We start from the raw sequence: 24,726 nt of genomic DNA on the forward strand, positions 1-24,726 counted from the left end.
GGGTTATTTACCTTCGCGCTTTATCGTCATGGGATACACCGTGTCGCCGTTGTAGCGGCCCTGACACACGGCAGCGCCGGTCGCGCCCTGGGTACAGCTGATTTCCGGCATCTGATAGCGGGAACCGTCGCTGCATTTCGCGCGGTAACGGCTGTTGATCACCAGATTGCCCGACTGCATCAGCCCGGCATTGATCGCTGCTCGACAGGTAATTCCTGCGCCATAGCTGATTTTCACCGTACCCTGACCTTCTTTAATTTGATAACGCAGCACCGGTGGCTTGCCGGTCACCGGATCTTTGATATCCACGATCACATTCCAGTTACCGTTGAGGAATTTCGTCGAGCCGATTTTCACGGCGTCCGGTGGCATGACCAGCGCGTTTTTGCTGACAGGTGCCGGTACGGGAGCCGGTTCTGCAACAACCGGATTTTTCTCGGCTTCGGCGACCGGTTCTGGCGAAGGCACGACCACGGCCGCAGGCGCAACCGGCAGCGGAGCTGCTTTCGGGGCTTCCACCACCGGCGAGAGTGTTGCTGGTGTTTTGACTTCAGGCTCGGCTGCAATCGCTTTCGGTGCGATAACTTCCGGCTCCGGTTTCGGCAGAGCCTTCGCGACGACAGGCTGCGGCGCAGGTGTGCGCGAATACATCCAGGCAGCGGCAGAACCGGCTAACACCAGCGCGACCACCGGTAACGCCCACAGCAGCGGCGAGACTTTACGGCGAACGACGGCTGGCTTCGGTTCAGGGATGTCCTGCTCAGCGGCGCGGGCTTCGATGGTTTTCACCACGCGAACCGGCTCGGCTGGCGGTGTAACCGGCGTTTCCACCGGCACGGGTTCTGCGGTCATGGTGAACGCTGGCAGCGGTTCTTCGGCTTTCAGGGTCTCGCGCAGGCAGGCGAACGCATCGGTATTGCTGCTGTTATCCAGGCTGACAAAGCCCCAGAACGTCAGTACAGGCTGGCCGCCGACCAGATAGACATGATTTTGATCCGGGAAGCGAAAGGCTTTTTCGAGTAACGCGCCGAAAAACTGTAAGGCCGATTTTTCCGAGGCTTTGGCCGCGCTGCTAATTTGCGCGACGCCGTCGAGGCAGTTTTCCAGATGACGCAGTGCCGACGCACGCGCCGCATCCGTCGCTGCTGCCCAGGAAATCACTTTGCCTTCGCGGGGAGAGTACCAGTCGAGACGATCGCCCGATTCATTAAGTTGTGGAATAGCCAGACAATCGGCAATCGACGGTTGTTTACGCAGGCGTAAGGTTTCCCGTAATTGCAGGGCCGATGCATAAACCGGTTGCCCGTTTTCGCCCAGCGCAAGGATGTCGTTGAGACTGCCACTGCGTAAAAATGATTTTGCCACGCCTGAGTAACCCTTGTTGGTTTTGGTCTGCAAAAAGTGCACATAGAAAAGGTGCATGATGCGAGCATTCTGAGTGATTTAAGGGAAATCAAACGGCGGAATAAGCGGTTAAAAGGGTGGCTGTTTGTGGCGTGGGGAAGGGAATACAGGATGACGGAATCAATACCGTCATCCAGAGTTGGATCAGAAACGCCTGCGCGTCATATTAAAAATGAAAACTATCGTAGAGATGGCGTTCAATGTCGGTCAATTTATTACGATCATAATTGCCGAAAAATAGCGGACCACCGAGCGCATTTACCACGACGCCGCTGGCCGTGATTGCTGCAGATTTATAATCACCGGCTTTTATCGCACTCACGGTATCACGTGAGAAAACCCTGGCTTCTGAAAGGGATGCCGAGGTTTCAAAAAGTCTGCCTTCCGCAACTGCATTAATGTTTTGCGAAATACTCCGATAGGCTTGCTCAGAGATCCCCACGTTAGCTTCACGCAACATTCTATTAACACAGTAAACTGCCTGAGCGTAAATTGAGAACCGATTACTTTGCAGTATTTTTTGTTCCAGCTCGACTCTGCGCAGAAGTCCCTGACGTTGGTCACCGTATGGCATAATTATCCACTCCTTGTAGAATTATTTTAAATCAAATTTAAAACATTTATTGATGTTGAGGTAAATGACTCAACATCAATCCATGATAATCGCAGGAGAATTTACGCAGCGAAGAAAAATCAAAAAACGAGAAGGCACACACAATATTTATGATTATTAACCCATTGAAATATAGGATTATTTGCGCGAAGAATGAATCTTAGAGGTTTATATAACTCTAATCAATAATTCAACCTCAGTTCATATTAGGTTCATCCTTTACCCCTTTTAGTATTTACCCGACACGGTTGCCCCCGCATCCGGTTTTAATCGCAACATATCCAGCCAGCCGATCAACGTCAGCAGGGCGATCACCACAAACGCGATTTTAAAACTCATGCCTGGCACGGCCTGCCATTGCATATAATTCACCAGTTGCTCCCCGAGCCGCGTACCTAACGCGCCCACCGTAATACCCAGCCCCACTGAGAGTTGCAGAACCGTGCTGAACAAGGTGTTGGCGTCGGCCATCTGTTTTGCAGGAACGTCAGAGAAGGCCAGTGTGCTGATGCCGGTAAACTGCATCGAACGGCTCAGACCGCCGAGGAACAGCAACAGCATCACCAGCCAGTCCGGCGTGCCGGGCGTCAGGAAGGCGCAGAACAGCAGTGAAAACACGCTTAACAATCCATTTACCACCAGCACAGGCCGGAATCCAAAGCGCCGGATCAACGGCGTAGTCGCCGGTTTCATTGCCAGATTCCCGGCGAAGACCGCCAGCACCAGCAACCCGGCGTGGAACGGATCCATTCCGAACCCGACCTGTAACATCAGCGGCAGCAAAAATGGCACGGCGCTGATGGTGACGCGAAACAGCGAACCGCCGCCCATGCTGACCCGAAAGGTCGGAATGACCAGCGATCCCAGATGCACCATCGGCGCAGAAGCGCGGTACAGGTGTCTTATCGCCAGCACGGAGACCACCACACCCAGCACCAGCAACAGCGTGGCCGTCACCCACAGAATGTGGTCCTGACTTAACAACTCAAGACCTGTAACCAGCGACAGCATCGCTACGCCGGTCAGCACAAATCCCCGCTTATCAAAATGCTTTGGCTCCGCCGGACGTGCCTGCGGGAAAAGCCGCCACGCCAGGATCATCGCAATAATTCCCAGCGGAACGTTGATGTAGAAAATCCAGTGCCACGATGCGTAATGCGTGATAAATCCGCCCAGCGGCGGCCCGAGGATCGGTGCGACCAGCGCGGGCCAGGTGAGTGTGGCGATGGCTTTGATCAGCTGAGGTTTGGGCGTGGTTTTCAGCACGGTCAGACGCCCGACGGGCACCATCAGTGCGCCGCCGATCCCCTGAATAATGCGTAAAATGATAAATTCGCTGACGCTTGACGCCATCGCACAGAACAGGGAGGCCAGCGTGAACACGCCGAGCGCGAAGGTAAACACGTTACGCGCTCCGAACCGCTCCGCCGCCCAGCCGCTGGCTGGGATCAGCACCGCCAGTGTCAGCATGTAAGCACTCATCCCGGCGTTAAGATCTACCGCCGAAACGCCAAACGACAACGCCATCTGCGGCAGCGCGGTGGCGATCACCGTGCCATCAATAAACTCCATAAAGAAAGCGGCGGCGACCAGTAAGGCAATAACGGAGATCCCTGAATGTGCGGCACTTTCCTTCGACGGATGTTCTGCGACATCCGGTTTACTCTGGCTCATGGTGTCTGTCCTGAAAAACAGCAAAATGAAAAGTTAGATGATAAGTAGTCAACCTATCACACACCTTTGGCCGGGTTATAGATCAGGGGAGGGGCAAAAAGAGCGGTTTGCCAAAAATTGCTTCTCAGGACGCTGGACAGAGCTGCTCAGCCTTTGGGGTTTTCCTGAATAACAAAGCAAGAAAAAGAGGGTTCTGAATCATCGGGTTTAACTACACTGATTTGCGGGATTGAGAACCGTGAATGCTGTCATCATGCCGTCAAAAAAATAATGCTTCAGCCAATTTTTAACAGGGGAACAGAATGAAAAGTGGTGATTATGGCCGTTTGTTATTGCTGGCGGCGATCTGGGGCGGCAGTTTTTTATTTATGCGCATCGCCGCACCGGCTTTCGGGGCGATTAATACGGCGTTTCTGCGGGTACTGTTCGGGTTTATCGGCCTGGCGGTGATCCTGACCGTGCTCAGAACGCCGCGTGATTATCAGCAAAAATTCGGCAGTTCGCTGCTGCTCGGAGTGATCAACTCCGGTCTGCCTTTTCTGATGTATTGTCTGGCGGCGCGCTGGTTACCCGCCGGATACTCGGCGATCCTTAACGCCACTACGCCACTGATGGGCGTGGTTATCGGCGGTCTGTTTTTCCAGGAAGCGGTGACGCTTAAAAAAGCGCTTGGCGTCCTGCTCGGGCTGCTGGGGATTACGCTGTTGACCACCACTGGCAGCGCCGGGTCGCTGACACATTTACTGGCGGGTGTGATCGCCTGTCTGGTGGCGACCGGGTGTTATGCGATTGCCGGATTTCTGACCCGCCGCTGGATAACCGAACGCGGCGGTCTGGATCCCAAACTGGTGGCGACCGGCAGCCAGCTTGGCGCGACACTGTTCCTGCTGCCGTTCTTCCTCTATACCTCGGCGACTGAAGCCCCGGTGATGTGGGCGCAACCGCTGATCTGGCTTTGCGTGCTGGCGGTGGGTTTCGTCTGTACGGCATGGGCGTACATTCTGTATTTCCGGCTGATAGCCGATATCGGCCCGCTGCGCACCATGACCGTCACGTTTCTCATTCCGCCGTTCGGTATTTTGTGGGGATATCTGCTGCTGAACGAAACGCTGTCGGAAGGATTTTTTGCCAGTGGGGTGCTGATCTGTCTGGCGGTATGGCTGGTGCTGAGTCCGGGGAGGAAAATAGTAAGGGAGAGCAAAATTGCGCCTGAAACAAAATAAACTCAGGCGCAGTCTCAGCACTAACCCAGATACTCAATAATCGACAGACCGCCGTTGTAATCGGTGCTGTAGATAATGCCCTGTGCATCGACAAACACGTCGCAGGACTGGATCACCTGCGGGCGGCCAGGGCGTTTATCGACCATTTTTTCTGGCGCGGCGGGCACCAGCGCGCCGGTTTCTTTTGGCTGATACGGGTTGCTGATGTCGTAGGCTCGCACGCCTGCATTCTGGTAGGTGGCGAAAATCAGCGTTGAGCTGATGAAGCTGCCTGGCCGGTTTTCGTGCAGATTGTGCGGGCCGAAGTGCGCGCCTTTACTGACGTAATCCCGCTCATCCGGCTGCGGGAAGGTGGAAATACTCACCGGATTCGACGGCTCCCGCACGTCGAACAGCCAGATCAGCTTTTCGCCGTCTTCCTGATTGTCGAGCACTGCTTCGTCCAGCACTACCAGCAAATCCCGGTCCGGTAACGGCAGCGCGGTGTGCGTGCCGCCACCAAAAGGCGGGCTCCAGTTGCGGTGCGAAATCAGCTGCGGCGAGGTGCGGTCCTTGATATCCAGCAACGTCAGGCCACCGTCACGCCAGCTGGCGTAGGCGGTGTCACCGCTGATGATCGCGTGATGCAGCGCGTAGCGTTTGCCTTCCGGCCAGTCCGGCGTTTCGCCTCCTGCGGTATGCATGCCCGGCAGCCACCAGCGTCCGGCGACCTGCGGATTGCGCGGGTCGGCCAGATCAATGGTGAGGAAGATATAATCACTGTAACCGTCAATCAGCGCTGAAACATACGCCCAGCGCCCGCCGACGTACCAGATGCGGTGAACGCCGATGCCTTCCAACCCAAGGAAACCTATCTCCTTCGGGTGATCGGGCGTAGAAATATCGAAAATGCGCACCCCGGCGCTCCAGCCGCGCTGTTGTGAGCCTTGTACCGTCTCGCTGACCGAGCGGGTGTAATAGACCTTTTCATCGGCGAAACGTACGTCGGCGAACAAATCACGGGCGTTAATCACCAGCAGCAGATCATCGTGCGCCTGCAAATGCACGTTCCAGGTGCCCGGCGGGGCGGCGACGAAACCGGCAGGGCGCGGGTTTTTCGGATCGCGCACATCCACGATAGAAAACCCCTGCGACACCATATGGCCGATATACGCGTAGCCGCGATGAACCATAACCTGCACGCCGTCAGGTTTGCCGCCCTGATCGCTGTGGCCAATCAGCCGCATATTGCGGCTGTACTCCGGTTGGGGAAGAGAATGGGTTGTCATGGCGTGGCCTGTTATTTGTGTTTGGCTTCAAGCGTGGCGAACCACGGTGCGATAAAGTCATCGGATTTGCCCCAGCCAGGAATGACTTTAGCCAGTGAAGCCACGTTAACGGCATCCGGATTGCTGGCCAGCAGGGCTTGCGGGATGGCTGCCGCTTTGAATTCATAAGTAGCAGGCGTTTTCTCACCGGCAATTTTGTTAGCGACCAGACGCAGGTTTACAGCGCCGATAAGTTTCGGATCCACCGCCACGCTGACTTTCCATGGGCTTTGCGGCGCGCGCATCAGCGCCAGATCCTGATTGGAAATATCAATGCTGTAGAGTTTGATCTCAGTACGGCCATTTTCCTGCAAGGCTTTGTATGCGCCCTGACTGAAGGCGTCCCAGGTTCCCCAGATAGCGTCGATTTTGCCTTTCGGATACTTCGCAAGGATCGCGCCGACTTTATTCGCCGTATCGCCCTGCACATCCGAAGAGACCGCGCCGATAGATTCCAGTTCATGAATGCCCGGTTGATCCTGCAACAGTTTTTTGTACTGCGTCTGGCGGCGTTCCATCGGCGGGAAACCGGCGACCCATAATTTGACGATATTGGCTTTGCCGTTGAAATCTTTCACCAGTTGGCCGAATGAGAGATCGGTCAGCGACGCGTCATCCTGCTGGGTGACGGTCACGCCGGGGATTTCACCGTTAACGGCGGTATCAAACACCGACACTGCGATGCCGCTGGCGGTGATGCGTTTAACCAGCTCGGTGGAATAAGGGTCACGTCCCTGAGACAAAATAATGCCGTCGTATTTCTGGCTGATGGCCTGATTCACGAAATCCTGAAACTTTGCATCGTCGCCGTTACTGAGGAAAGTGCTGACCTGAAAGCCCAGCTTGCGACCTTCTGAAATGGCACCGGAGATAAACTGCGTGGTGTTGTCATCCGAGCCCAGATTGCGGATCACCGCAATACGAATCGGCCCTTTATGATCGGCAATCGCTTTCGGCACGGCTGCTGAATCAGCAGCAAAAGACGGGAAGACGGAGAGCAAACTTAACGCCAGCAGTGAGGTGGAGAGCAGTTTCATTTCTATTACCCTGTGTGGTTAATCATCATTAAAGCGGGAAGACAATTCATCTGAGCTTTTGAGCAAGCTTTTTTGTGGGTTAATGAATTGATTGCCCGAGTTTTGATGACGGCGTCACGCTTGGCAACGAACTAAAACGTATAAGTTAATGCCAAAGAGTATTAGCCATCCGGATGTCCGGGCGTAGGATGGTAACAGCTTCTATATTAAGGAATTCCCGATGAGTGATACTGATATCCGTGTGGTAACCGGCCCCGCCAACTATTTTTCTTTCCCCGGTGCGATTGACCGTCTGGGCGATTTTTACACGCCCGAGCAACTGGATAAGGCGTTGTGGATTTACGGTGAGCGGGCGTTAGTCGCCGCTAAGGATTATCTGCCGGAAGCGTTTACCGCCTCGCAGGCAAAGCGTGTGCTGTTCAAGGCGCATTGCAGCGAAACTGAAGTGCAGCGCATTGCCGACATCGGCGGGCGCGATCGTCAGGTGGTGATCGGCATCGGCGGCGGCGCAGTGCTGGATACGGCGAAAGTGGTGGCGCGCCGTCTGGGATTACCGGTAGTGGCAGTGCCGACCATCGCGGCCACCTGCGCCGCGTGGACGCCGCTGTCGGTCTGGTACAACGATGAAGGGCAGGCGCTGCGTTACGAAATTTTCAACGACGCCAATCATCTGGTGCTGGTCGAGCCGCGCATTATTCTGGCCGCGCCGAAGGAATATCTGCTGGCCGGGATCGGCGACACGCTGGCGAAATGGTATGAAGCGGTGGTGCTCAGCCCGCAGCCGGAAACGCTGCCGCTGACCGTTCAGCTCGGTCTGAATACCGCGCTGACCATTCGCGACGTGCTGCTCAATCAAAGTGAAGACGCGTTGCAGGCGCAGGTGGATAAACAACTGACGCAGACGTTCCTCAACGTGCTTGACGCGATTATCGCCGGTGGCGGTCTGGTCGGCGGACTGGGGGATCGCTATACGCGCATCGCCGCCGCGCACTCGGTGCATAACGGCCTGACGGCACTGCCGCAGACCGATGCCTTCCTGCATGGCACCAAAGTGGCGTACGGCATTCTGGTGCAAAGCGCGTTGCTCAATCAGCCGGAGGTCGTGAGACAGCTGACAGCGCTTTACCGCGTGCTGGATCTGCCAGTGAGCCTGGCGGAACTGAATGTCGATATTCACGACGAAAAGCAGATTGCGCGCCTCATTGAACGCACGCTACAGAAAGGGGAATCTATCCATCTGTTGCCGGGCAATCCAAACGCGGAACAGCTGCGTCTGGCGCTGGAATTTGTCGAAAATAAATGAAGTAAAACCGGCGCGCTGATCAAAAATTCCGCCGTTTTGTCAGGATAATGTAAACGGCAGTTCAACAGGATCCATCCAGTCATGGACTGCCGTTTTCTTTAACAGAGCGTTGTAAAGTTGTTTAAAAATCGGGTGATACCGTGAATATTTCAGGCAGCGGAAATCATTCATGGAACACTCATCCCTTAACGACATCGAATCCCTCAGCGGCACCTCGTCTGCTGACACTTCCAACAGCCAAAAAGCCAGCGGATTCAGTTTGTTTATGGATTTGCTGAGCGGCGCGTGCGTGCCGGACAACCTCTGGCGTGACCGGATGTTCCGCGTGAAATACGCTGTCCGCACCTTATTGCACCCGCTGGATACGCTCAACGTCCTGAACAAAATGGCCGCCGAGCCGGTATGGCAGGAAGCGTTCACCGTGCAGACCAAACTGCCGAGCAAAATCCACAAACCTTATCTGCACCTCGGGCTGCCGTCCGCCGGTCGTGCCGGGGCACTTCTTGATCACTATGAGTTCGTCAGAAACCTGGAAAACGTGCAACTGCGTAACGCATTTCTGAGCGCAGATGGCCGCACTGTGAATCAGTTCAGCGGCAAAGATGGCGAAACCTTTAGCGTGGTGCTGGGGTCAATTGGTAAATCCGAGCGCGAAGGCGAAGCCAATATGTTCCTGTACATGGAAGAGACGCTGCTGGCGGCGCTGACGTTTAGCGTGGTGCAACGCCCGGAAGGGCTGACGATGATCGTTGGCGGATTCCAGGGTGCGCATCGCTCAACGCCGCATGAAGTGATTAAACAGGCGACTAAATCCTGCTACGGACTGTTTCCGAAACGTCTGCTGCTGGAAAGCCTGCAGCGCATCGCCGCGCAAACCGGCGTGCAGCGTATTCTGGCGGTCAGCGATACCGGCCATGTGTTCCGCAGCCTGCGTTACCGTCACCGCAAGAAAAACGTGTTTGTCGCCAGCTATAACGAATTCTGGGATTCCATCAGCGCGACCCCGTATTCTTCTGCGTTATATGACGTGCCGTTGACGCTGCCGCGTAAAACCATGGAAGAGTTGCCGAGCAAAAAGCGTTCGGAATACCGTAAACGCTATACCTTGCTGGATGAATTAAACGAAAGTACAGCGTCATTACTGAAAGCCTGAACCGGCGTTTTTTGTGGTTCAACACGTCTGAGATTGACTCGCTGTAGCAAGCACCAGGGCCAGGGATTGGCCTTTCCTCCCGTTTTTGTCTGACTTGTATGGCAGGTCAGTGCACCTCTCTTTTCTCTCCCTCAGAATTTCGTGCATTTTAAGTCACGGTTTCGTAAAGCATTAGTACGGTAATAATTCAATTCTTAACTAATAGATTATGAATAATCTCGTGAATTGTGTTTTTTTTATGAATGAGAATGTTACACGTATCGCAATTCCATCTGACAAAAATCCTCCCGCTGCGCTAAATGTGAGTTAATTCACATCTATTCATTCACTCCGCCTATATAAAACGCAATATCTATAAAAACGAAACACCGGTTCATAAATTCAAACTCTCTGGGCGGGAAACGCAATGAACGCAGAAAAACCGATTTTATTCAGGCATCAGCTGGCGTACGGCGGCGGCAATTTACTGGGCAGCGGTGCGCTGGCCATTGCCGGTATCTGGCTGCTCTATTTCTACACCACATTCTGTGGGCTGACGCTGTTACAGGCTTCGGCGATCTTTTCTGTCGCCAGCATCATTGATGCGATCAGCAACCCGCTGATGGGCTACCTTTCCGATAACTTCGGCAAAACCCGCCTCGGCAAACGTTTTGGCCGCCGCCGCTTCTTTATCCTCCTCGGCATTCCGCTGATGATGTTCTACCCGCTGCTGTGGGTGGAGGGCTTCGGCTTCTGGTATTACTTGTCCACTTACGTGGTGTTTGAACTGATTTACACCATCGGTGATGGTGCCGTACGAAACCCTCGCGACTGAAATGACCACCGACTTCTCCGCGCGCTCAAAGCTGACTGGCTACAAAGCGATTTTCGGTAAAGTGGCCAATTTCCTCGCCGCGTTTATTCCCGGTCAGTTCATTCTGATCTACGGAAAAGACTCCGCCGAACCGTTTTTCTTCACGGCGCTGACTTACGGCGTGATCTTATGCGTCGCGATTGGCATGCTCTATCTCTCTTCCTGGGAACGTCCGACAGAAGAAACCACGCCCGTTGATGAGAAGAAAATGACCCTGGGCAAAACCATGCTTACGCTGCTGCGTGACATGAAATCTACCTTCCATCTGCGCGTTTTCCGCAAACATCTGGGCATGTACCTGTGCGGATTTGGTGCGGAATGGCTGTTCGCCTCGGTCTTCACTTACTTCATCATTTTCGTTCTGCAATATGACCCGACAATGGTCGCCGGGCTCAGCAGTCTGAACTCGATTCTGCAACTGTTCTCCACCGCGATCTTCATCGGGATTTGCGTGAAACACGGTTTCAGCAAACCTTACATTCTGGCGCTGGGCATCGTGGTGTTCTCGGTCGCCTGCTACAGCCTGCTGCATTTCCTGCATCTGCCGCAGCAGTACGCGACGGTTGCGATGCTGACCATCACCGTCATCTTCGGTATCGGTACCGGCGGCGTGTATTACATTCCGTGGACGGTTTACACCTTCCTGGCGGACATTGACGAAGCCTTCACTGGCCGTCGTCGTGAAGGCATCTATGCCGGTGCTATGACCTTCTCCGGCAAGCTGATGCGCTCGGTCATCGTCTTCGTGATGGGCGCTATCCTCAGTTTCTACGGCTTCCAGTCCAAATCTCACACTCAGCCTGAAAGCGCTGTTACTGCCATTGCGATGGTGTTCTGTATCGGGGTGATTGCGCTTGCGCTGATGGCGATGGTGTTCAGCAATCAGATGAAGCTGAACCGCAAAACTCACCTGGTGGTACTGGGCGAAGTGGCGCGTATCAAAGCGGGCGGCGAAATCAGCCAGATCCAACCGGACGTACGTGCGGTCATGGAAAACCTGATTGGCTATCCGTACGAACAGTGCTGGGGCAATAGTGAAGTCTGTCGCAAAATCTTCGATACGCCCGCCGTTGAGCTAACCGATCCTAAACCGATGGTGAGCACCACGCAGCACCCGTAATCCCTGAGTTTTACCTCACTCATGATGACTTAACCGACTGGCCGGGAAACCGGCCAGCGACGCCTTACGCATTCAGGATGAAAACGACTATGTGGGAACGACACCTGTTTATTGTCGCGCTGTCTCTCGGAGCAAGCGCACAGGGCATGGCCGCCGCATTGCCTGCCACTGGCAGTCTGGTCTGGCACAGCATCACCTTTGGCCAGTCCACAGACATAAATTTTGCGACCAACGTTTTGCCGGAAAAAATCGGCATGAATGAAACCCGGCTGGCGGACGGTAAAACGATCCCTGCCGCCGGAACGCCGCTGACTACGCCGTTTACCCTCGAAAGCCGCGGCGGAAAAGTGGGTAACAGCCACGATGGATTAACCTATTTCTACACGCGCTTACCGGCAGACGTGAATTTCCAGCTGGAAGCCGACATCACGCTCAATCAGTTTGGCCCGGAAAATGGCGCCAAACCGGCGGGCCAGGAAGGGGCGGGTTTACTGGTGCGCGATATTCTCGGTACGCCGCGCCAACCGGTGACCAAACCGGGTATCGAGGAATTACCTGCGGCGTCCAATATGCTCATGAACAGCGTGATGGCGACAGGCGATAATCCGCCGGTGGTTGCGCTGATCGCCAGACAGGGCGTGCAGCAGCCGTGGGGAAATACAGGCATCGGCATTATGCGCGCAAGTTATCACCCGCTGACCACGCCCGCGCATTTCTCCCTGCGCCTGACACGCACGGACACCGGATTTGATGTCGCGTATGCGCCTCAGGGCAGCGAACAGTGGACGACGAAAACCGTCGAAGGCGCTGACCGCATCACAATGCTCGATAAAACAGGTTATTACGTCGGGTTCTTCGCCTCGCGCAACGCCAGCATTACCGTCAATCACGCGAAGCTGACGCTCAGCGAAGCCCATACGCAGCCCTCCGCAGCCTACGTGACGCCGTCACTTAAGCCGCGCATTGAGGTGATGTCCTCGGCGGTGATCGCCCGCCGCGAGAGTGTTTTCCAGTTGCGCACCAACGGTGACGGGCAGTTGCAGATTGAACAGGGCGGCAAACCGCTGCTGCGCCAGCAATCCGTGCGCGGCGGCGAAGTGGTCGCCGTGCCTTTCCATGCCGAAAGCCCCGCGACGGCGCTGCGCGTAACCTTCACGCCACAGAACGGCCAGCCGCTGACGCAGGAATTTCCGGTCAGCATGGCGCTGGTGAGCAATCCGGATGAATTGTACGTCTCCGCGCAGGGCGTTGCGGGCAATGACGGCTCCCGCGCGCATCCGCTGGATTTCGCCAGCGCAGTCAATCTGCTGGCACCGGGCGGTACGCTTTTGCTGGAGGAGGGCGAATATCCGGCCAGCGTCATCCCGGCGACCGCCAGCGGCACGGACAAGGCGATGAAAAACCTCAAAACGCAGGGCGATAAGGTAGTGTTCAACGGCCTGAAACTCGACGCAAGCTACTGGAACGTGCAGGGCATTACTGTGACGAAGAAAAGTTTCCATATTGCCGGAAGTTACAATCATATCGACCGCGTTAAAGCACATCACGCCGACGATACCGGCATTTGGGTGGCTTCGCCGGACGGCATCGGTCGCGCATTGTGGGCGAGCCACAATCTGATCAGCAATTCAGAATCCTGGGGGAATCAGGATCCGGGGCGGAAAAACGCCGACGGCTTTGCGGTGAAAATGCGCGTCGGCGAGGGCAACCGTCTGGTGAACTGCTATTCCCACGACAACGTCGACGACGGTTTCGATCTGTTCAATAAGATTGAAGACGGCCCGAACGGCAGCGTCACTATCGAAAACAGTCTGTCGGTTCACAACGGCAGCAACGGTTTCAAACTCGGTGGCGAAGGATTACCGGTCGCGCACGTCGCCCGTCATAACGTGGCGGTGGAAAACGGCATGGACGGCTTCACCGACAACTTCAATCCGGGCGCACTGGTGATTGAAAACAACCGCGCGCTGGACAACAAACGCTTCAACTTCCTGTTCCGCCCGTCGCCTTACACCACCGCCGACAAACAGGGCGTGTTCAAAGACAATTTCTCACTGCGTACCACGGCGGGCAGGTACGACGATGCGGTCAGCGGCAACGTTGATGACAGCAATTATTTTTACATCAGCCAGAAAAGCGTGAATAACGCCGGAAAAGAAATACAGCCGCAGGATTATCTCTCCCTGACATTGCCGGAGCCTGTCACGCGTAATCCTGACGGTACGTTTAATTATCAAGATTTTCTTAAAAAGAAATAAATGAAGTCAAAATAAGACTGAAGTCTTAAATACAAACATAAAAACACTACTCAATATCTCTGGGATTATTACAACATGAAAAATAATAGACTGCTGCTCTGCGGTCTGCTGCTGGCCAGCGCCGGTAGTCAGGCTGTCACTATTGATCTTCGCCATGAATGGCTCGACGACAGTAAGCAAAATAAAGACCGGGCGATGGTGTCACACCGCTTTGCCAACGGCTTTGGTTTCTCGCTGGAAGCGAAGTGGAAATCCGGTGGCGACAATCCAAATAAACCGTTTAATAATCTTATAGATAACGGAACGGAAAGCACCATCAGCTATCAGTATAAAGTGACGCCGGCGTTTTTCCTGCAACCCGGTTTTACGCTGGAATCGAGTTCGGATAACAGCATCTATAAGCCATTTTTAACCGCCGGATATACTTTCGACAGCGGCATCTATTTTAATGCCCGTTATCGTTATGAATATACCCGATATACCAAAGAGAATACCGAAGACCGAAAAACCAATCGTGGTGAAATCTGGCTGGGATATCGTCTTGCCGACTGGCGCTTCGAATATAACTACATTTATAAACACAGCGACCAGGTGTTATACGACAATGATAAATGGGATTACGAACAGGATTTAAAAGTCGCCTATAACATTAATAAACAATGGACGCCGTATGCCCAAATCGGCGATGTCTCGGTGCGTAAAACCACCGACGAACGCCAGACGCGGTTCCGTCTTGGCGTGCAATACAATTTCTGATAGTTAAACGTCAACACCTCTGACAGACACGCCGGTCGGTTCACACTTACCGGCGTTATAAGGTTGTTTAAGTTCGTTTATATTTCCATGAAACCTCACTCAAATATAAACGAACGATTTTAAACTGCTTTTGCGGGTTGACAATAATATACAGTATGGGTAAATTGCACGAGCCGGAAGTTGCGGCCTTTATCCACTAATACATAAGAGACTAATGGACACAGTATTTAGTAACTCACCGGACGACGCTGACATAGCGCGCCGGAATATTAAACATGAAATCGATTGTGGTCATTTCATCGTTTGGGTGTGCCTCGCCAGAGCCTGATGCTCTTGTGTTACCTCACCTCAACCTGAATGTCACGGTCCCGAGGTGTGTTATGAAGTTCAAATCTACCCTTTTTGCCGATGTCAAAGCGCTGACATCCACTTTGCGTGTCCGCCCGTCCCGCGACAGGACGCTGGCTGCGCGCAAGAAAGATTCCTCATCCCTTTTTTCTTCTAAAATCAACAGAATGAATCACTCTGTGACCACCTGGCGTGTCAGTCCTGTCACCGGCCAGCTGGAGCAGCGTTGTATCGTTTCTGACAGCGAAGAACCACAAAGTCGGTTTTCCCCCGCCTGATTCGGCCTGTGGCATTTTGCCGCGCTGAACCTCGTCTTTATTGACGCCTGACCGTCATCGTCTTTTTTATTATTACCAATTTACCGGAATAATAAAGAGAGCGGCGAAGCCATGCTGAAATAAAAGACAAACAATCGATTTCACTCTGTTTTTATTTCTCTCTCTTTGAAAGGGAAATAATAAACGGCGGGAAGTCCTGCGCATAAAAATTGATAAATACCGATCGCTTAATTAACGCGAATGTTTTCGGCTGCCCGTAATAAGGCAAACCGGCGAAAACGGACGCGTGAAGGCGACAGGAGCACCACCATGACTGTACAAAACAACAATACGCTCGATCCTAAACACCAGGATAAAAAGAAGCAGGCGCTCTCCATGCGTGCTGCGATGGAAGCCAGAAACGGCGTGGCCGTGACGCTGATTAACGTCAACGCCACCCGTGAAGGATTGACACAATCCAGCGCCGCTCAGCGTCTGGAGAAACAAGGTTATAACGAAGTGGCGCACGACAAGCCGCCTCATGCACTGATCCAGTTACTGAAAGCGTTCAACAACCCGTTCATTTATGTACTCACAGTATTGGCGGTCATCAGCTTCTTCACTGATTTCTGGTTCCCGCTGCGTGCCGGTGAAGAAACGGATCTGGTCTCGGTGTACATCATCAGCGCGATGGTGGCCATCAGCGGGCTGGTGCGTTTCTGGCAGGAACATCGTTCGGCAAAATCTGCCGAAGCGCTGAAAGCCATGGTGCGCACCACTGCCAGCGTGCTGCGTCGCGATGCGGCGGGGCAGCCGGGTAAACTGCGTGAAATCCCGATGCGCGAACTGGTGGTCGGCGACATCGTGCAGCTCTACGCCGGGGACATGATCCCGGCTGATGTGCGGCTGATTGAATCTCGGGATCTGTTTATCAGTCAGGCGGTGCTGACCGGTGAAGCTTTGCCGGTGGAGAAATACGACACCCTCGGCGACGTGGCGCAGAAATCTGCCAGCGACGTGGCGGCTGAAAACGAAAATCTGCTGGATATCCCGAACATCTGCTTTATGGGAACCAACGTGGTGAGCGGCACAGCGCAGGCGGTGGTGGTAGCCACGGGGCCGCGGACTTACTTTGGCTCGCTGGCGAAAGCCATTGTCGGCACCCGCGCGCAAACGGCGTTTGATCGCGGCGTGAACAGCGTCAGCTGGCTGTTGATCCGTTTCATGCTGGTGATGGTGCCGGTGGTGTTCCTGATTAACGGCATCATGAAGGGCGAGTGGTGGGACGCGATGCTGTTTGCCGTCGCGGTTGCCGTGGGCCTGACGCCGGAAATGCTGCCGATGATTGTCAGCGCCAACCTGGCAAAAGGCGCGATGGCGATGGCGAAGCGCAAAGTGGTGGTGAAGCGTCTGAACGCCATCCAGAATCTGGGCGCGATGGACGTGCTGTGTACCGATAAAACCGGCACGCTGACGCAGGATAAAATCATTCTTGAGCACCATATCGATACGCACGGGCAGAAAAATGACGCCGTGCTGCAACTGGCGTGGCTGAACAGCTATCACCAGAGCGGTATCAAAAACCTGATGGATCAGGCCGTTATCTACTTCTTCGATAACACGCCGGGCTTCGTCAAACCGCAGGGTTACAGCAAAGTGGATGAGATGCCGTTCGACTTTATCCGCCGTCGTCTGTCTATTGTGGTGAAGGACAAACAGCAAAATCACCTGCTGGTGTGTAAGGGCGCCGTGGAGGAGATGCTGAGCATTTCCACCCATATGCAGGAAAACGGCAAAGTGGTCGAGCTGAACGACTCGCGCCGTGATGCGCTGCTGGCGATGGCGAATGACTACAACAAAGACGGTTTCCGCGTGCTGGTGGTAGCGACGCGCAGCATTGCGAAAGCAGAGGCGAAAAAACAGTACGGTACCGTCGATGAGCATGATCTGATTATCAGCGGTTTCCTGACCTTCCTCGATCCACCGAAAGAGTCCGCAGGCCCGGCGATTGCCGCACTGCGTGACATTGGCGTGGCGGTGAAAGTGCTGACCGGCGATAACGCCGTGGTGACGATGCGGATTTGCCGTCAGGTCGGGCTGGAGCCAGGCGAGCCGGTACTCGGGCCGCAGGTCGAGCGGCTGGACGATGCTGCGCTGCAACAACTGGTGGAAGAGCGCACGGTGTTTGCCAAACTGACGCCGTTGCAGAAATCGCGGGTGCTGAAAGCGTTACAGGCTAACGGCCATACGGTTGGCTTCCTCGGCGACGGCATCAACGATGCGCCTGCGCTGCGGGATGCGGACGTCGGGATTTCAGTCGACAGCGGCACCGATATTGCCAAAGAATCGGCTGATATCATCCTGCTGGAAAAGAGCCTGATGGTGCTGGAAGAGGGCGTACTAAAAGGGCGCGAGACGTTCGGCAATATCATGAAGTACCTGAACATGACCGCCAGTTCCAACTTCGGCAACGTGTTCTCGGTGCTGGTCGCCAGTGCGTTTATTCCTTTCCTGCCAATGCTGGCCATTCAGTTGTTGTTACAAAACCTGATGTACGACATCTCCCAGCTGGCGCTGCCGTGGGACAAAATCGACAAAGAGTTCCTGAAAAAACCGCGTAAGTGGGATGCCAAAAACATTGGCCGCTTTATGGTGTGGATCGGGCCGACCTCGTCGATTTTCGATATGACCACCTTTGCGGTGATGTGGTACGTGTTCAGCGCCAACAGTGAACATATGCAGACGCTGTTCCAGTCCGGCTGGTTTGTGGAAGGCTTGCTGTCGCAGACGCTGGTGGTGCACATGCTGCGTACCCAGAAAATCCCGTTTATTCAGAGCACTGCTGCCTGGCCGGTGATGATGATGACCGGTCTGGTGATGGCGTTCGGGATTTATGTGCCGTTCTCGCCGTTGGGTCCGATCGTCGGCTTGCAGGCGCTGCCGTGGGAATACTTCCCGTGGCTGGCCGGTACGCTGCTGGCGTACTGCTGCGTCGCGCAGGGTATGAAAACCTTCTATATCCGCCGCTTCAAACAGTGGTTCTGATCCGCTGAACAAGGTGCCGCAGCCCATCGCGGCACCTGCTTTGACGCTTTATTTAGCTGTTAGCTTTTGACCATCATTTTTTGATCATAAAAGAATAACAACGACAACCCTGAAAAAGGGGAGCAATCCAATGACTGTTATGACTATGACCCACCCATCCGGAACCCAGCTGCTGATCCATCTGGCGGGCGCGATCGCGCTGCTGCTATGGGGTTCCCATATGATTTCGACCGCACTGCAACGCGGTTTTGGCACACCACTGCGCAACTGGATGGGGCGGCATCTGACCAACCGCTGGATGGCGCTGCTGGCTGGCGTCGGCATCACCGGCCTGTTGCAAAGCAGTACGGCGGTCAGCCTGATGGCGACGTCTTTTACCGCCGCCGGTACGCTCAGCCTGGCACCGGCGCTGGCGGTGATGCTCGGCGCGAACGTGGGCTCCACGCTCGTCGTGCAACTGATGAGTTTCAACACCGGGATTGCCGTCCCGCTGCTGGTGCTGAGCGGCTTCGTGGTGTTTAAAATCCGCGATCATTCCGGTTTCGAAAGCGCCGGTTGCGCGCTGATTGGCCTCGGTCTGATGCTGATGTCGCTCAGCCTGCTTGGCGCGACGCTCGGCCATATCGAAACGACCCCGGTTTTCCACGCGGTAATGCAGGGGCTTGAGGGCGATACGCTGATCGCGCTGCTGGTGGCGATCGTCCTTACGCTGATTTGTCACTCGAGCGTTGCAGTGATTTTGCTGATTGCTTCGCTGGCCGCGACCGGCGTGATGACACCGGTCACCGCGATGGTGCTGGTGCTGGGGGCTAATATCGGCGGTGCATTGCCGCCGGTGCTCAATGCCGGTTCCGCCGCCGCACGCCGTCTGCCGGTGGGAAATCTGCTTATTCGTGGGGCAGGCTGCGTGCTGGCACTGGCGCTGATGCCGCTGCTCAGTACGCTCGCCGACAGGCTGGCGCTGACTACGCCACAGCTGGTGGTGGGGTTTCACACTGCATTCAGCGCCGTGCTGGCGGTGGTCTTCATCGGGCTGACTGCGCCGATGGCCCGCATGCTTGAGCGAATCTTGCCGGAAGCCGCACACGCTGTTGACGGCGGAATGCCGATGTATCTCGACGAAGCCGGACTGGATATCGCGTATATCGGGCTGTCCAACTCGGTGCGTGAATCGCTGCGCGCCGCCGACATGCTGAACATGATGCTCGACCGGCTTCGCGCGCTGTTTCACGCACCTGAAAAGCGTTCAGCGGCAGAAATTCGCCAGCTGGATCATCAGCTTGACGGACTCAGTGCGGCGATCCGCGCCTATCTGGCCGATCTGGGACAGGACGGGCTGAGCGATTCCGACGCCGACCGCGCGCAGGAGATCCTGATGTTTGTGATAAACACCGAGCACGCCGGAGACATTCTTTCCAGCAGTCTCGCGCAGCTGGCGACACGTCGTGCGCAACGGGGTGAGCTGTTCAGCGAATTCGAGTTGCATAACATCGGCCTGCTGCATGCGGAAATCCTGACCAGCCTGCGTCTGGCGGTCACCTCGTTCCTTGGCGAAGACCTGGACGCCGCGCATCAGCTGGTGGCGCGCAAAGAAGTGATCCGCCAGATCGAAGCCACCGCCAGCCGCGAGCATTTTAAAAAGCTGCGTGAGGATAAAAATGCCTGGGCGGAATCCGGCGATATTTTTCAGCGCGTACTGCGCGATTACCGCCGCGTACATCATCACATTGCCGCCGTGGCCTATCCGGTAATTGACCGCCTGAGTGATGACGGCTTGCTGACCCAAGCGTAATAACAACAATAAAAATCAGGGAGTTCAGTGATGAGAGTACTTATTTGCGCCGGGCGTTTTTATGCCGATATCCGCACCGTTGAGCGGGTGCTGGAACTATTTTCGCAGCAGCATTCCCAGTCTCAGCCGGTGCGGGTGTTGATTCATGGCGGGCATCAGACGCTTGGCGCAATGATTGAACGCTGGGCGCGCGAGGCCGATGTGCATGTCGTGCGTTACCCCGCCAACTGGGCGCTGCACGGCAAATATGCAGAAATCCGCCGTAACCTTTTCATGATAGAAGACAGCCAGCCGGATGTGATTTTGGCATTTGCCGGTGGAGAGGATACGGCAGATTGTATAAAATTTGCCCGTCGTGTGGGCATAAAAGTGATGGAAATGGATGTCTCGCGTTAGCGCGAAAAATGCGTGTCAGCCGGGCTTTTTTTCATCAGCAGCCCCAACCCTCCTGTCTGGAATAATCCGATAATCCCTTTAGCCCCTTTAATTGGGGCTATAGTTAATCGATTGTAAAAGCAAGAAGCACAGCATGTGATTGTGCTCAGCCTCACAAACAGGAGCATCATTTTGAACAGCAATTTGACCAACAGCACGCAGGATACTACCCCGGAAACACCCCCGAATCCCGCCATTCACGGCGGGGATTATGCTTTCTTCTTCGACGTCGATGGCACGCTGGCAGAAATTTGCCCCGAACCGGACGCCGTCAGTATCCCCGTTAATGTCCGTAACAATCTGCAAACCTTATCTTTAGCCAGCAACGGCGCCTTGGCGCTGATTTCAGGCCGCCCGATTGAGCAGCTGGATCAGCTGGCCACGCCGTTTGTCTTCCCGGCCGCCGGTGTTCACGGCGCAGAACTGCGCGACAGCGCGGGCAATCTGCATCGCGTCAGCCTGCCGGACGAGGTCGCGGTCCCTTTACAGCAGATGCTGGAAAAGGGCATGGCCGAACTGCCCGGCACGCTGCTTGAGGCCAAGGGAATGGCGTTTGCATTGCATTACCGTCAGGCGACAGATTTTCAGCAGCAGGTGTTAGCGCTGGCTGAAGCCGCTGTGGCGAAGTTTCCGCAACTGATGTTACAACGCGGGAAATGCGTGGCCGAAATCAAACCGCGTGGCAATGATAAAGGCGCGGCCATCACTGAATTTATGCAGCAAGCGCCGTTCGCAGGCCGTACGCCGGTATTTGTGGGTGACGATCTGACCGATGAAAAAGGGTTTCAGGCCGTCAACGCACTGCACGGGATCACCGTGAAAGTCGGAGAGGGTTCAAGCCATGCGCGCTACCGGCTCGGGAAAGTCACCGACGTCTACAGCTGGATTGAACAAATGCTTGAGCAAGCGATGTTACAACGTCACCTAAATAACAAAAATGTAGAAGAAAAGGAGTCCAGTTTATGAGTCGCCTCGTTGTAGTCTCAAACCGTATTGCTATCCCTGATGGCACCAAATCCGCCGGCGGTCTTGCCGTCGGTATCGTTGATGCACTGAAAAATACTTCCGGCTTGTGGTTTGGCTGGAACGGTGAAATCAGCGAAATTTCAGAGAACGAAGATGATGATATGAGCGTGGTGGAAGACGACGGCATTACTTATGCTTCGGTACCGCTCAATCAGAACGATTACGATCTCTATTATTGTCAGTTCTCCAACGCCGTCCTCTGGCCAGCGCTTCATTACCGCATCGACCTGGTGGATTACCAGCGCGAAGCCTGGGAAGGCTACTGCCGTGTCAATGACCTGCTGGCGAGAAGATTGCTGCCGCTGCTTAAACCTGACGATATTCTGTGGATCCACGATTATCATCTGCTGCCTTTTGCCGCGTCACTGCGTAAATTGGGCGTGACTAACCGCATCGGCTTCTTCCTGCACATTCCGTTCCCGACACCTGAAATCTTCAACGCAGTGCCGCCTCATAACGAGCTGCTGGAAATGATGTCGCATTACGATTTGCTGGGCTTCCAGACCGAAGGCGACCGTTTGGCGTTTCTCGATAATCTGGGCGAGCTGACCACCTTGCAGCCGACCGGCACTTATATGCATCAGGCTTTCGGTAACACCTTCAGCACTGGTGTTTACCCGATCAGCATCGCGCCGGACAGCATCAAAGAGATGGCTGAAGGGCCACTGCCGTCCAAACTGGCAGCGATGGAGCAGGAGCTGCGTGAAGCGCAAAACATTATTTCCTGTGAACGTCTGGATTACACCAAAGGGCTTCCGGAGCGTTTTCTGGCGTTCGAAGCGCTGCTGGAAAAATTCCCGCAACATCGCGGCAAAGTGCGTTATTCACAAATCGCACCGACGTCGCGCGGTGATGTGCAGGCGTATCAGGATTTGCGCCATCAGCTTGAGACCGAAGTCGGGCGCATCAACGGTAAATACGGCAGCCTGAACCAGACGCCATTGTTTTACCTCAATCAGCATTTCCAGCGCAGTTTGCTGATGAAGCTGTTCCGCCTGACCGACGTCGGGCTGGTCACGCCGCTGCGCGATGGTATGAATCTGGTGGCGAAAGAGTATGTGGCCGCGCAGGATCCGAAAGATCCGGGCGTGCTGGTGCTTTCTCAGTTTGCCGGTGCTGCTAATGAGCTGACCGCTGCGCTGATCGTCAACCCGTATGACCGCGATGACGTCGCCGCCGCGCTGGATAAAGCGCTGACCATGCCGCTGGAAGAGCGTATTGAGCGCTACAACGACATGATGAATGTCCTGCATAAAAACGATATCGCCAACTGGGGCGATACCTACCTGAAAGATCTGAACGCCATCTCTACCCACAGCATCGACCATGACGCCGTGGCGTAAATAACATCGTCACATTCCACTTTCTGGCGCAGCCCTGAGTCCGGGTTGCGCTCTTTCAGCAATACAGAGGCTTGTATCATATGGAAAACACCAAAATTCAGATGAAGGATCCGACTGAGTTCGACGTGGAAGACGATCGCCTGACTGAACTTGAACCTATTGAACTGATCCTCGAAAGAATGATGGACGCCGAGCCAGAGCCGGAGATGATCGAAGGCCTGCCGCATTCCGATGCGCTGACGCCCGCCGACCGTTATCTGGAACTGTTTACCGCCGTGCAGTCCTCGCACCTGTTTGAAGACAGCAAAACTTTTCCCGATTGCCCGCCGAAAATGGATCCGCTGGATATTCTCCTGCGCTACCGCCGCATCAAAAATCACCCCGGTTTCAACTTACAACGGTTTGTGGACGCCCATTTTTCGCTTCCGGCACACCACGGTGATGAGTACGTTTCCGATCCGGGCGATTCGCTGAAAGAGCACATCGACAAGCTCTGGCCTGTCCTGACCCGCCAGCCGGAAGATCACGTGCCGTGGTCTTCTCTGTTACCGCTCCCGCAGGCTTATGTGGTGCCGGGTGGCCGTTTCAGCGAGACTTACTACTGGGATTCCTACTTCACCATGCTGGGGCTGGCGGAGAGTGGCCGTAACGATCTGCTGCGCACCATGGCAGACAATTTCGCGTGGATGATCGAAATCTACGGTCACATTCCCAACGGCAACCGCACTTATTACCTCAGCCGCTCGCAGCCGCCTATTTTCGCGCTGATGGTTGAACTGTTCGAGGAAGATGGCGTGCGTGGCGCGAAACGGTATCTCGATCACCTGCTGATGGAGTACGACTTCTGGATGGACGGCGCGGAATCATTGACGCCCAATCAGGCCTATCGTCATGTGGTCTGCCTGCCGGATGGCACACTGCTCAACCGTTACTGGGATGACCGTGATACACCGCGCGATGAATCCTGGCGGGAAGATGTGGAAACCGCGAAGCTTTCCAGCCGCCCGGACAATGAGGTTTACCGCGATTTACGTGCGGGAGCCGAATCCGGCTGGGATTATTCCTCGCGCTGGCTGCGTGACGCCGACCGTCTCGCCAGTATCCGCACCACGCAGTTTATCCCGGTGGATCTCAACGCGTTCCTTTACAAGCTGGAAAGCGCTATCTCCAACATATCCGGCCTGAAAGGCGACAAGGTCACCGCTGCACAGTTCCGGGAAAAAGCCGACCTGCGCCGCGAGGCTGTTAACCGCTATCTGTGGGATGAAGAGCAGGGGTGCTTCCGCGATTACGACTGGCACCAGCAACAAATGTCACTGTTCTCTGCCGCCAGCGTGGTACCGCTGTACGTCGGGCTGGCTACGCATGCGCAGGCTGAACGGCTGGCCGACGCAGTGAAAAACCGCCTGCTCACACCGGGCGGCATCATGGCGACTGAATATGACACCGGCGAACAGTGGGATAAACCCAACGGCTGGGCGCCGCTGCAATGGATGGCGATCCAGGGCTTTAAGCTGTACGGCAACGACGCGCTGGGGGATCTCATCGCCCGCAGCTGGCTGAAAACCGTAAATCAGTATTATCAGCAGCATCATAAACTGATCGAAAAATACCACATCTCCGGCGATGCATCGCGCGGCGGTGGCGGCGGGGAGTATCCGCTTCAGGACGGTTTCGGCTGGACCAACGGTGTGGTGCGCAGGCTGATCGGGTTGTATGGCGAGAATTATGAATAACGGCTGATGGGCAAAAAGGTCAGGGGATACAACAACGATTCCC

At 55.0% G+C, this 24,726-nt stretch carries 17 protein-coding genes and 1 pseudogene; 13 read left to right on the top strand and 5 right to left on the bottom strand.

Translation table 11 applies throughout. The features are described from left to right. Positions 1–3 precede the first annotated feature (3 nt). From I2123_RS22180 to I2123_RS22190, 3 genes are all read right to left on the bottom strand, one after another. Positions 4–1,365, bottom strand: a complete 1,362-nt coding sequence (locus tag I2123_RS22180) for an SrfA family protein (protein ID WP_213052920.1) — start codon at positions 1,363–1,365, stop codon at positions 4–6. A 205-nt stretch (positions 1,366–1,570) separates the two neighbouring features. Next, on the bottom strand, positions 1,571–1,978 hold the full coding sequence (locus tag I2123_RS22185) for a hypothetical protein (protein ID WP_112167847.1): 408 nt from the start codon (positions 1,976–1,978) through the stop codon (positions 1,571–1,573). Between the two features lie 267 nt (positions 1,979–2,245). After that, entirely contained in the window at positions 2,246–3,691 is a 1,446-nt protein-coding gene (locus I2123_RS22190) for an MFS transporter (RefSeq protein ID WP_213052791.1), read from the bottom strand. A gap of 302 nt (positions 3,692–3,993) precedes the next feature. Here I2123_RS22190 and I2123_RS22195 point away from each other — a divergent pair, with 302 nt between their 5' ends. Further along, positions 3,994–4,914, top strand: coding sequence for a DMT family transporter (locus I2123_RS22195; protein ID WP_213052792.1), 921 nt, complete (start codon positions 3,994–3,996; stop codon positions 4,912–4,914). Positions 4,915–4,934: 20 nt separating this feature from the next. On the opposite strand, the gene I2123_RS22200 is transcribed toward I2123_RS22195, so the two are convergent. Together I2123_RS22200 and I2123_RS22205 are read right to left on the bottom strand one after the other, a co-directional pair. Further along, the gene (locus tag I2123_RS22200; RefSeq protein ID WP_213052793.1) at positions 4,935–6,182 is read right to left on the bottom strand and encodes an LVIVD repeat-containing protein; all 1,248 of its coding nucleotides are present in this window, start codon (positions 6,180–6,182) and stop codon (positions 4,935–4,937) included. Positions 6,183–6,193: 11 nt separating this feature from the next. Beyond that, positions 6,194–7,258 carry a sugar ABC transporter substrate-binding protein gene (locus tag I2123_RS22205; protein WP_213052794.1) on the bottom strand — a complete coding sequence of 355 codons (1,065 nt, stop codon included), beginning with the start codon at positions 7,256–7,258 and terminating at the stop codon, positions 6,194–6,196. Positions 7,259–7,478: 220 nt separating this feature from the next. On the opposite strand from I2123_RS22205, the gene I2123_RS22210 reads away from it, so the two are divergent. The 12 genes and pseudogenes from I2123_RS22210 to I2123_RS22265 all read left to right on the top strand — a co-directional run bounded on the left by I2123_RS22210 (position 7,479) and on the right by I2123_RS22265 (position 24,683). After that, a complete protein-coding gene (locus tag I2123_RS22210; protein WP_213052795.1) occupies positions 7,479–8,561 on the top strand; it encodes an oxidoreductase in 1,083 nt (360 codons plus the stop codon). Between the two features lie 169 nt (positions 8,562–8,730). Then, positions 8,731–9,714 carry a VirK/YbjX family protein gene (locus tag I2123_RS22215; protein WP_112167853.1) on the top strand — a complete coding sequence of 328 codons (984 nt, stop codon included), beginning with the start codon at positions 8,731–8,733 and terminating at the stop codon, positions 9,712–9,714. Between the two features lie 406 nt (positions 9,715–10,120). Next, positions 10,121–11,687 (top strand): annotated as a pseudogene (locus tag I2123_RS22220) (MFS transporter). 89 nt (positions 11,688–11,776) lie between these two features. Beyond that, positions 11,777–13,945, top strand: a complete 2,169-nt coding sequence (locus I2123_RS22225) for a right-handed parallel beta-helix repeat-containing protein (protein WP_213052796.1) — start codon at positions 11,777–11,779, stop codon at positions 13,943–13,945. A gap of 75 nt (positions 13,946–14,020) precedes the next feature. Continuing rightward, complete coding sequence (locus I2123_RS22230) at positions 14,021–14,701, top strand: oligogalacturonate-specific porin KdgM family protein (RefSeq protein WP_112167856.1); 681 nt, start codon at positions 14,021–14,023, stop codon at positions 14,699–14,701. Between the two features lie 380 nt (positions 14,702–15,081). Next, positions 15,082–15,327, top strand: a complete 246-nt coding sequence (locus tag I2123_RS22235) for a hypothetical protein (protein ID WP_112167857.1) — start codon at positions 15,082–15,084, stop codon at positions 15,325–15,327. A 309-nt stretch (positions 15,328–15,636) separates the two neighbouring features. After that, positions 15,637–18,351, top strand: a complete 2,715-nt coding sequence (gene mgtA, locus I2123_RS22240; RefSeq protein ID WP_213052797.1) for a magnesium-translocating P-type ATPase — start codon at positions 15,637–15,639, stop codon at positions 18,349–18,351. A gap of 130 nt (positions 18,352–18,481) precedes the next feature. Continuing rightward, positions 18,482–20,143, top strand: coding sequence for a Na/Pi cotransporter family protein (locus I2123_RS22245; RefSeq protein ID WP_244879946.1), 1,662 nt, complete (start codon positions 18,482–18,484; stop codon positions 20,141–20,143). Between the two features lie 30 nt (positions 20,144–20,173). Next, entirely contained in the window at positions 20,174–20,539 is a 366-nt protein-coding gene (locus I2123_RS22250; RefSeq protein ID WP_213052798.1) for a DUF2493 domain-containing protein, read from the top strand. A gap of 171 nt (positions 20,540–20,710) precedes the next feature. Beyond that, a complete protein-coding gene (otsB, locus tag I2123_RS22255; RefSeq protein ID WP_414062082.1) occupies positions 20,711–21,544 on the top strand; it encodes a trehalose-phosphatase in 834 nt (277 codons plus the stop codon). Beyond that, entirely contained in the window at positions 21,541–22,947 is a 1,407-nt protein-coding gene (gene otsA / locus I2123_RS22260) for an alpha,alpha-trehalose-phosphate synthase (protein WP_213052799.1), read from the top strand. The genes otsB and otsA overlap by 4 nt, the downstream gene beginning before the upstream one ends. 80 nt (positions 22,948–23,027) lie before the next feature. Continuing rightward, positions 23,028–24,683 (top strand): alpha,alpha-trehalase, encoded by a 1,656-nt coding sequence (locus tag I2123_RS22265; protein ID WP_112167861.1) that lies wholly within the window; start codon positions 23,028–23,030, stop codon positions 24,681–24,683. The last annotated feature ends 43 nt before the right edge of the window (positions 24,684–24,726 follow it).

The sequence above is a fragment of the Rahnella inusitata genome (genome assembly GCF_018288855.1).
In the GTDB taxonomy this organism is placed as follows: domain Bacteria; phylum Pseudomonadota; class Gammaproteobacteria; order Enterobacterales; family Enterobacteriaceae; genus Rahnella; species Rahnella inusitata.

What these genes read in the sequence shown, in the direction of transcription:
- I2123_RS22245 (WP_244879946.1), top strand. Translation starts at nt 18,482, where the DNA reads ATGACTGTTATGACTATGACCCACCCATCCGGAACCCAGCTGCTGATC.
- I2123_RS22225 (WP_213052796.1), top strand. Translation starts at nt 11,777, where the DNA reads ATGTGGGAACGACACCTGTTTATTGTCGCGCTGTCTCTCGGAGCAAGC.
- I2123_RS22200 (WP_213052793.1), bottom strand. Translation starts at nt 6,182, where the DNA reads ATGACAACCCATTCTCTTCCCCAACCGGAGTACAGCCGCAATATGCGG.
- otsA (WP_213052799.1), top strand. Translation starts at nt 21,541, where the DNA reads ATGAGTCGCCTCGTTGTAGTCTCAAACCGTATTGCTATCCCTGATGGC.
- I2123_RS22195 (WP_213052792.1), top strand. Translation starts at nt 3,994, where the DNA reads ATGAAAAGTGGTGATTATGGCCGTTTGTTATTGCTGGCGGCGATCTGG.
- I2123_RS22230 (WP_112167856.1), top strand. Translation starts at nt 14,021, where the DNA reads ATGAAAAATAATAGACTGCTGCTCTGCGGTCTGCTGCTGGCCAGCGCC.
- I2123_RS22210 (WP_213052795.1), top strand. Translation starts at nt 7,479, where the DNA reads ATGAGTGATACTGATATCCGTGTGGTAACCGGCCCCGCCAACTATTTT.
- I2123_RS22215 (WP_112167853.1), top strand. Translation starts at nt 8,731, where the DNA reads ATGGAACACTCATCCCTTAACGACATCGAATCCCTCAGCGGCACCTCG.
- I2123_RS22205 (WP_213052794.1), bottom strand. Translation starts at nt 7,258, where the DNA reads ATGAAACTGCTCTCCACCTCACTGCTGGCGTTAAGTTTGCTCTCCGTC.
- I2123_RS22190 (WP_213052791.1), bottom strand. Translation starts at nt 3,691, where the DNA reads ATGAGCCAGAGTAAACCGGATGTCGCAGAACATCCGTCGAAGGAAAGT.
- I2123_RS22235 (WP_112167857.1), top strand. Translation starts at nt 15,082, where the DNA reads ATGAAGTTCAAATCTACCCTTTTTGCCGATGTCAAAGCGCTGACATCC.
- mgtA (WP_213052797.1), top strand. Translation starts at nt 15,637, where the DNA reads ATGACTGTACAAAACAACAATACGCTCGATCCTAAACACCAGGATAAA.
- I2123_RS22265 (WP_112167861.1), top strand. Translation starts at nt 23,028, where the DNA reads ATGGAAAACACCAAAATTCAGATGAAGGATCCGACTGAGTTCGACGTG.
- I2123_RS22250 (WP_213052798.1), top strand. Translation starts at nt 20,174, where the DNA reads ATGAGAGTACTTATTTGCGCCGGGCGTTTTTATGCCGATATCCGCACC.
- I2123_RS22185 (WP_112167847.1), bottom strand. Translation starts at nt 1,978, where the DNA reads ATGCCATACGGTGACCAACGTCAGGGACTTCTGCGCAGAGTCGAGCTG.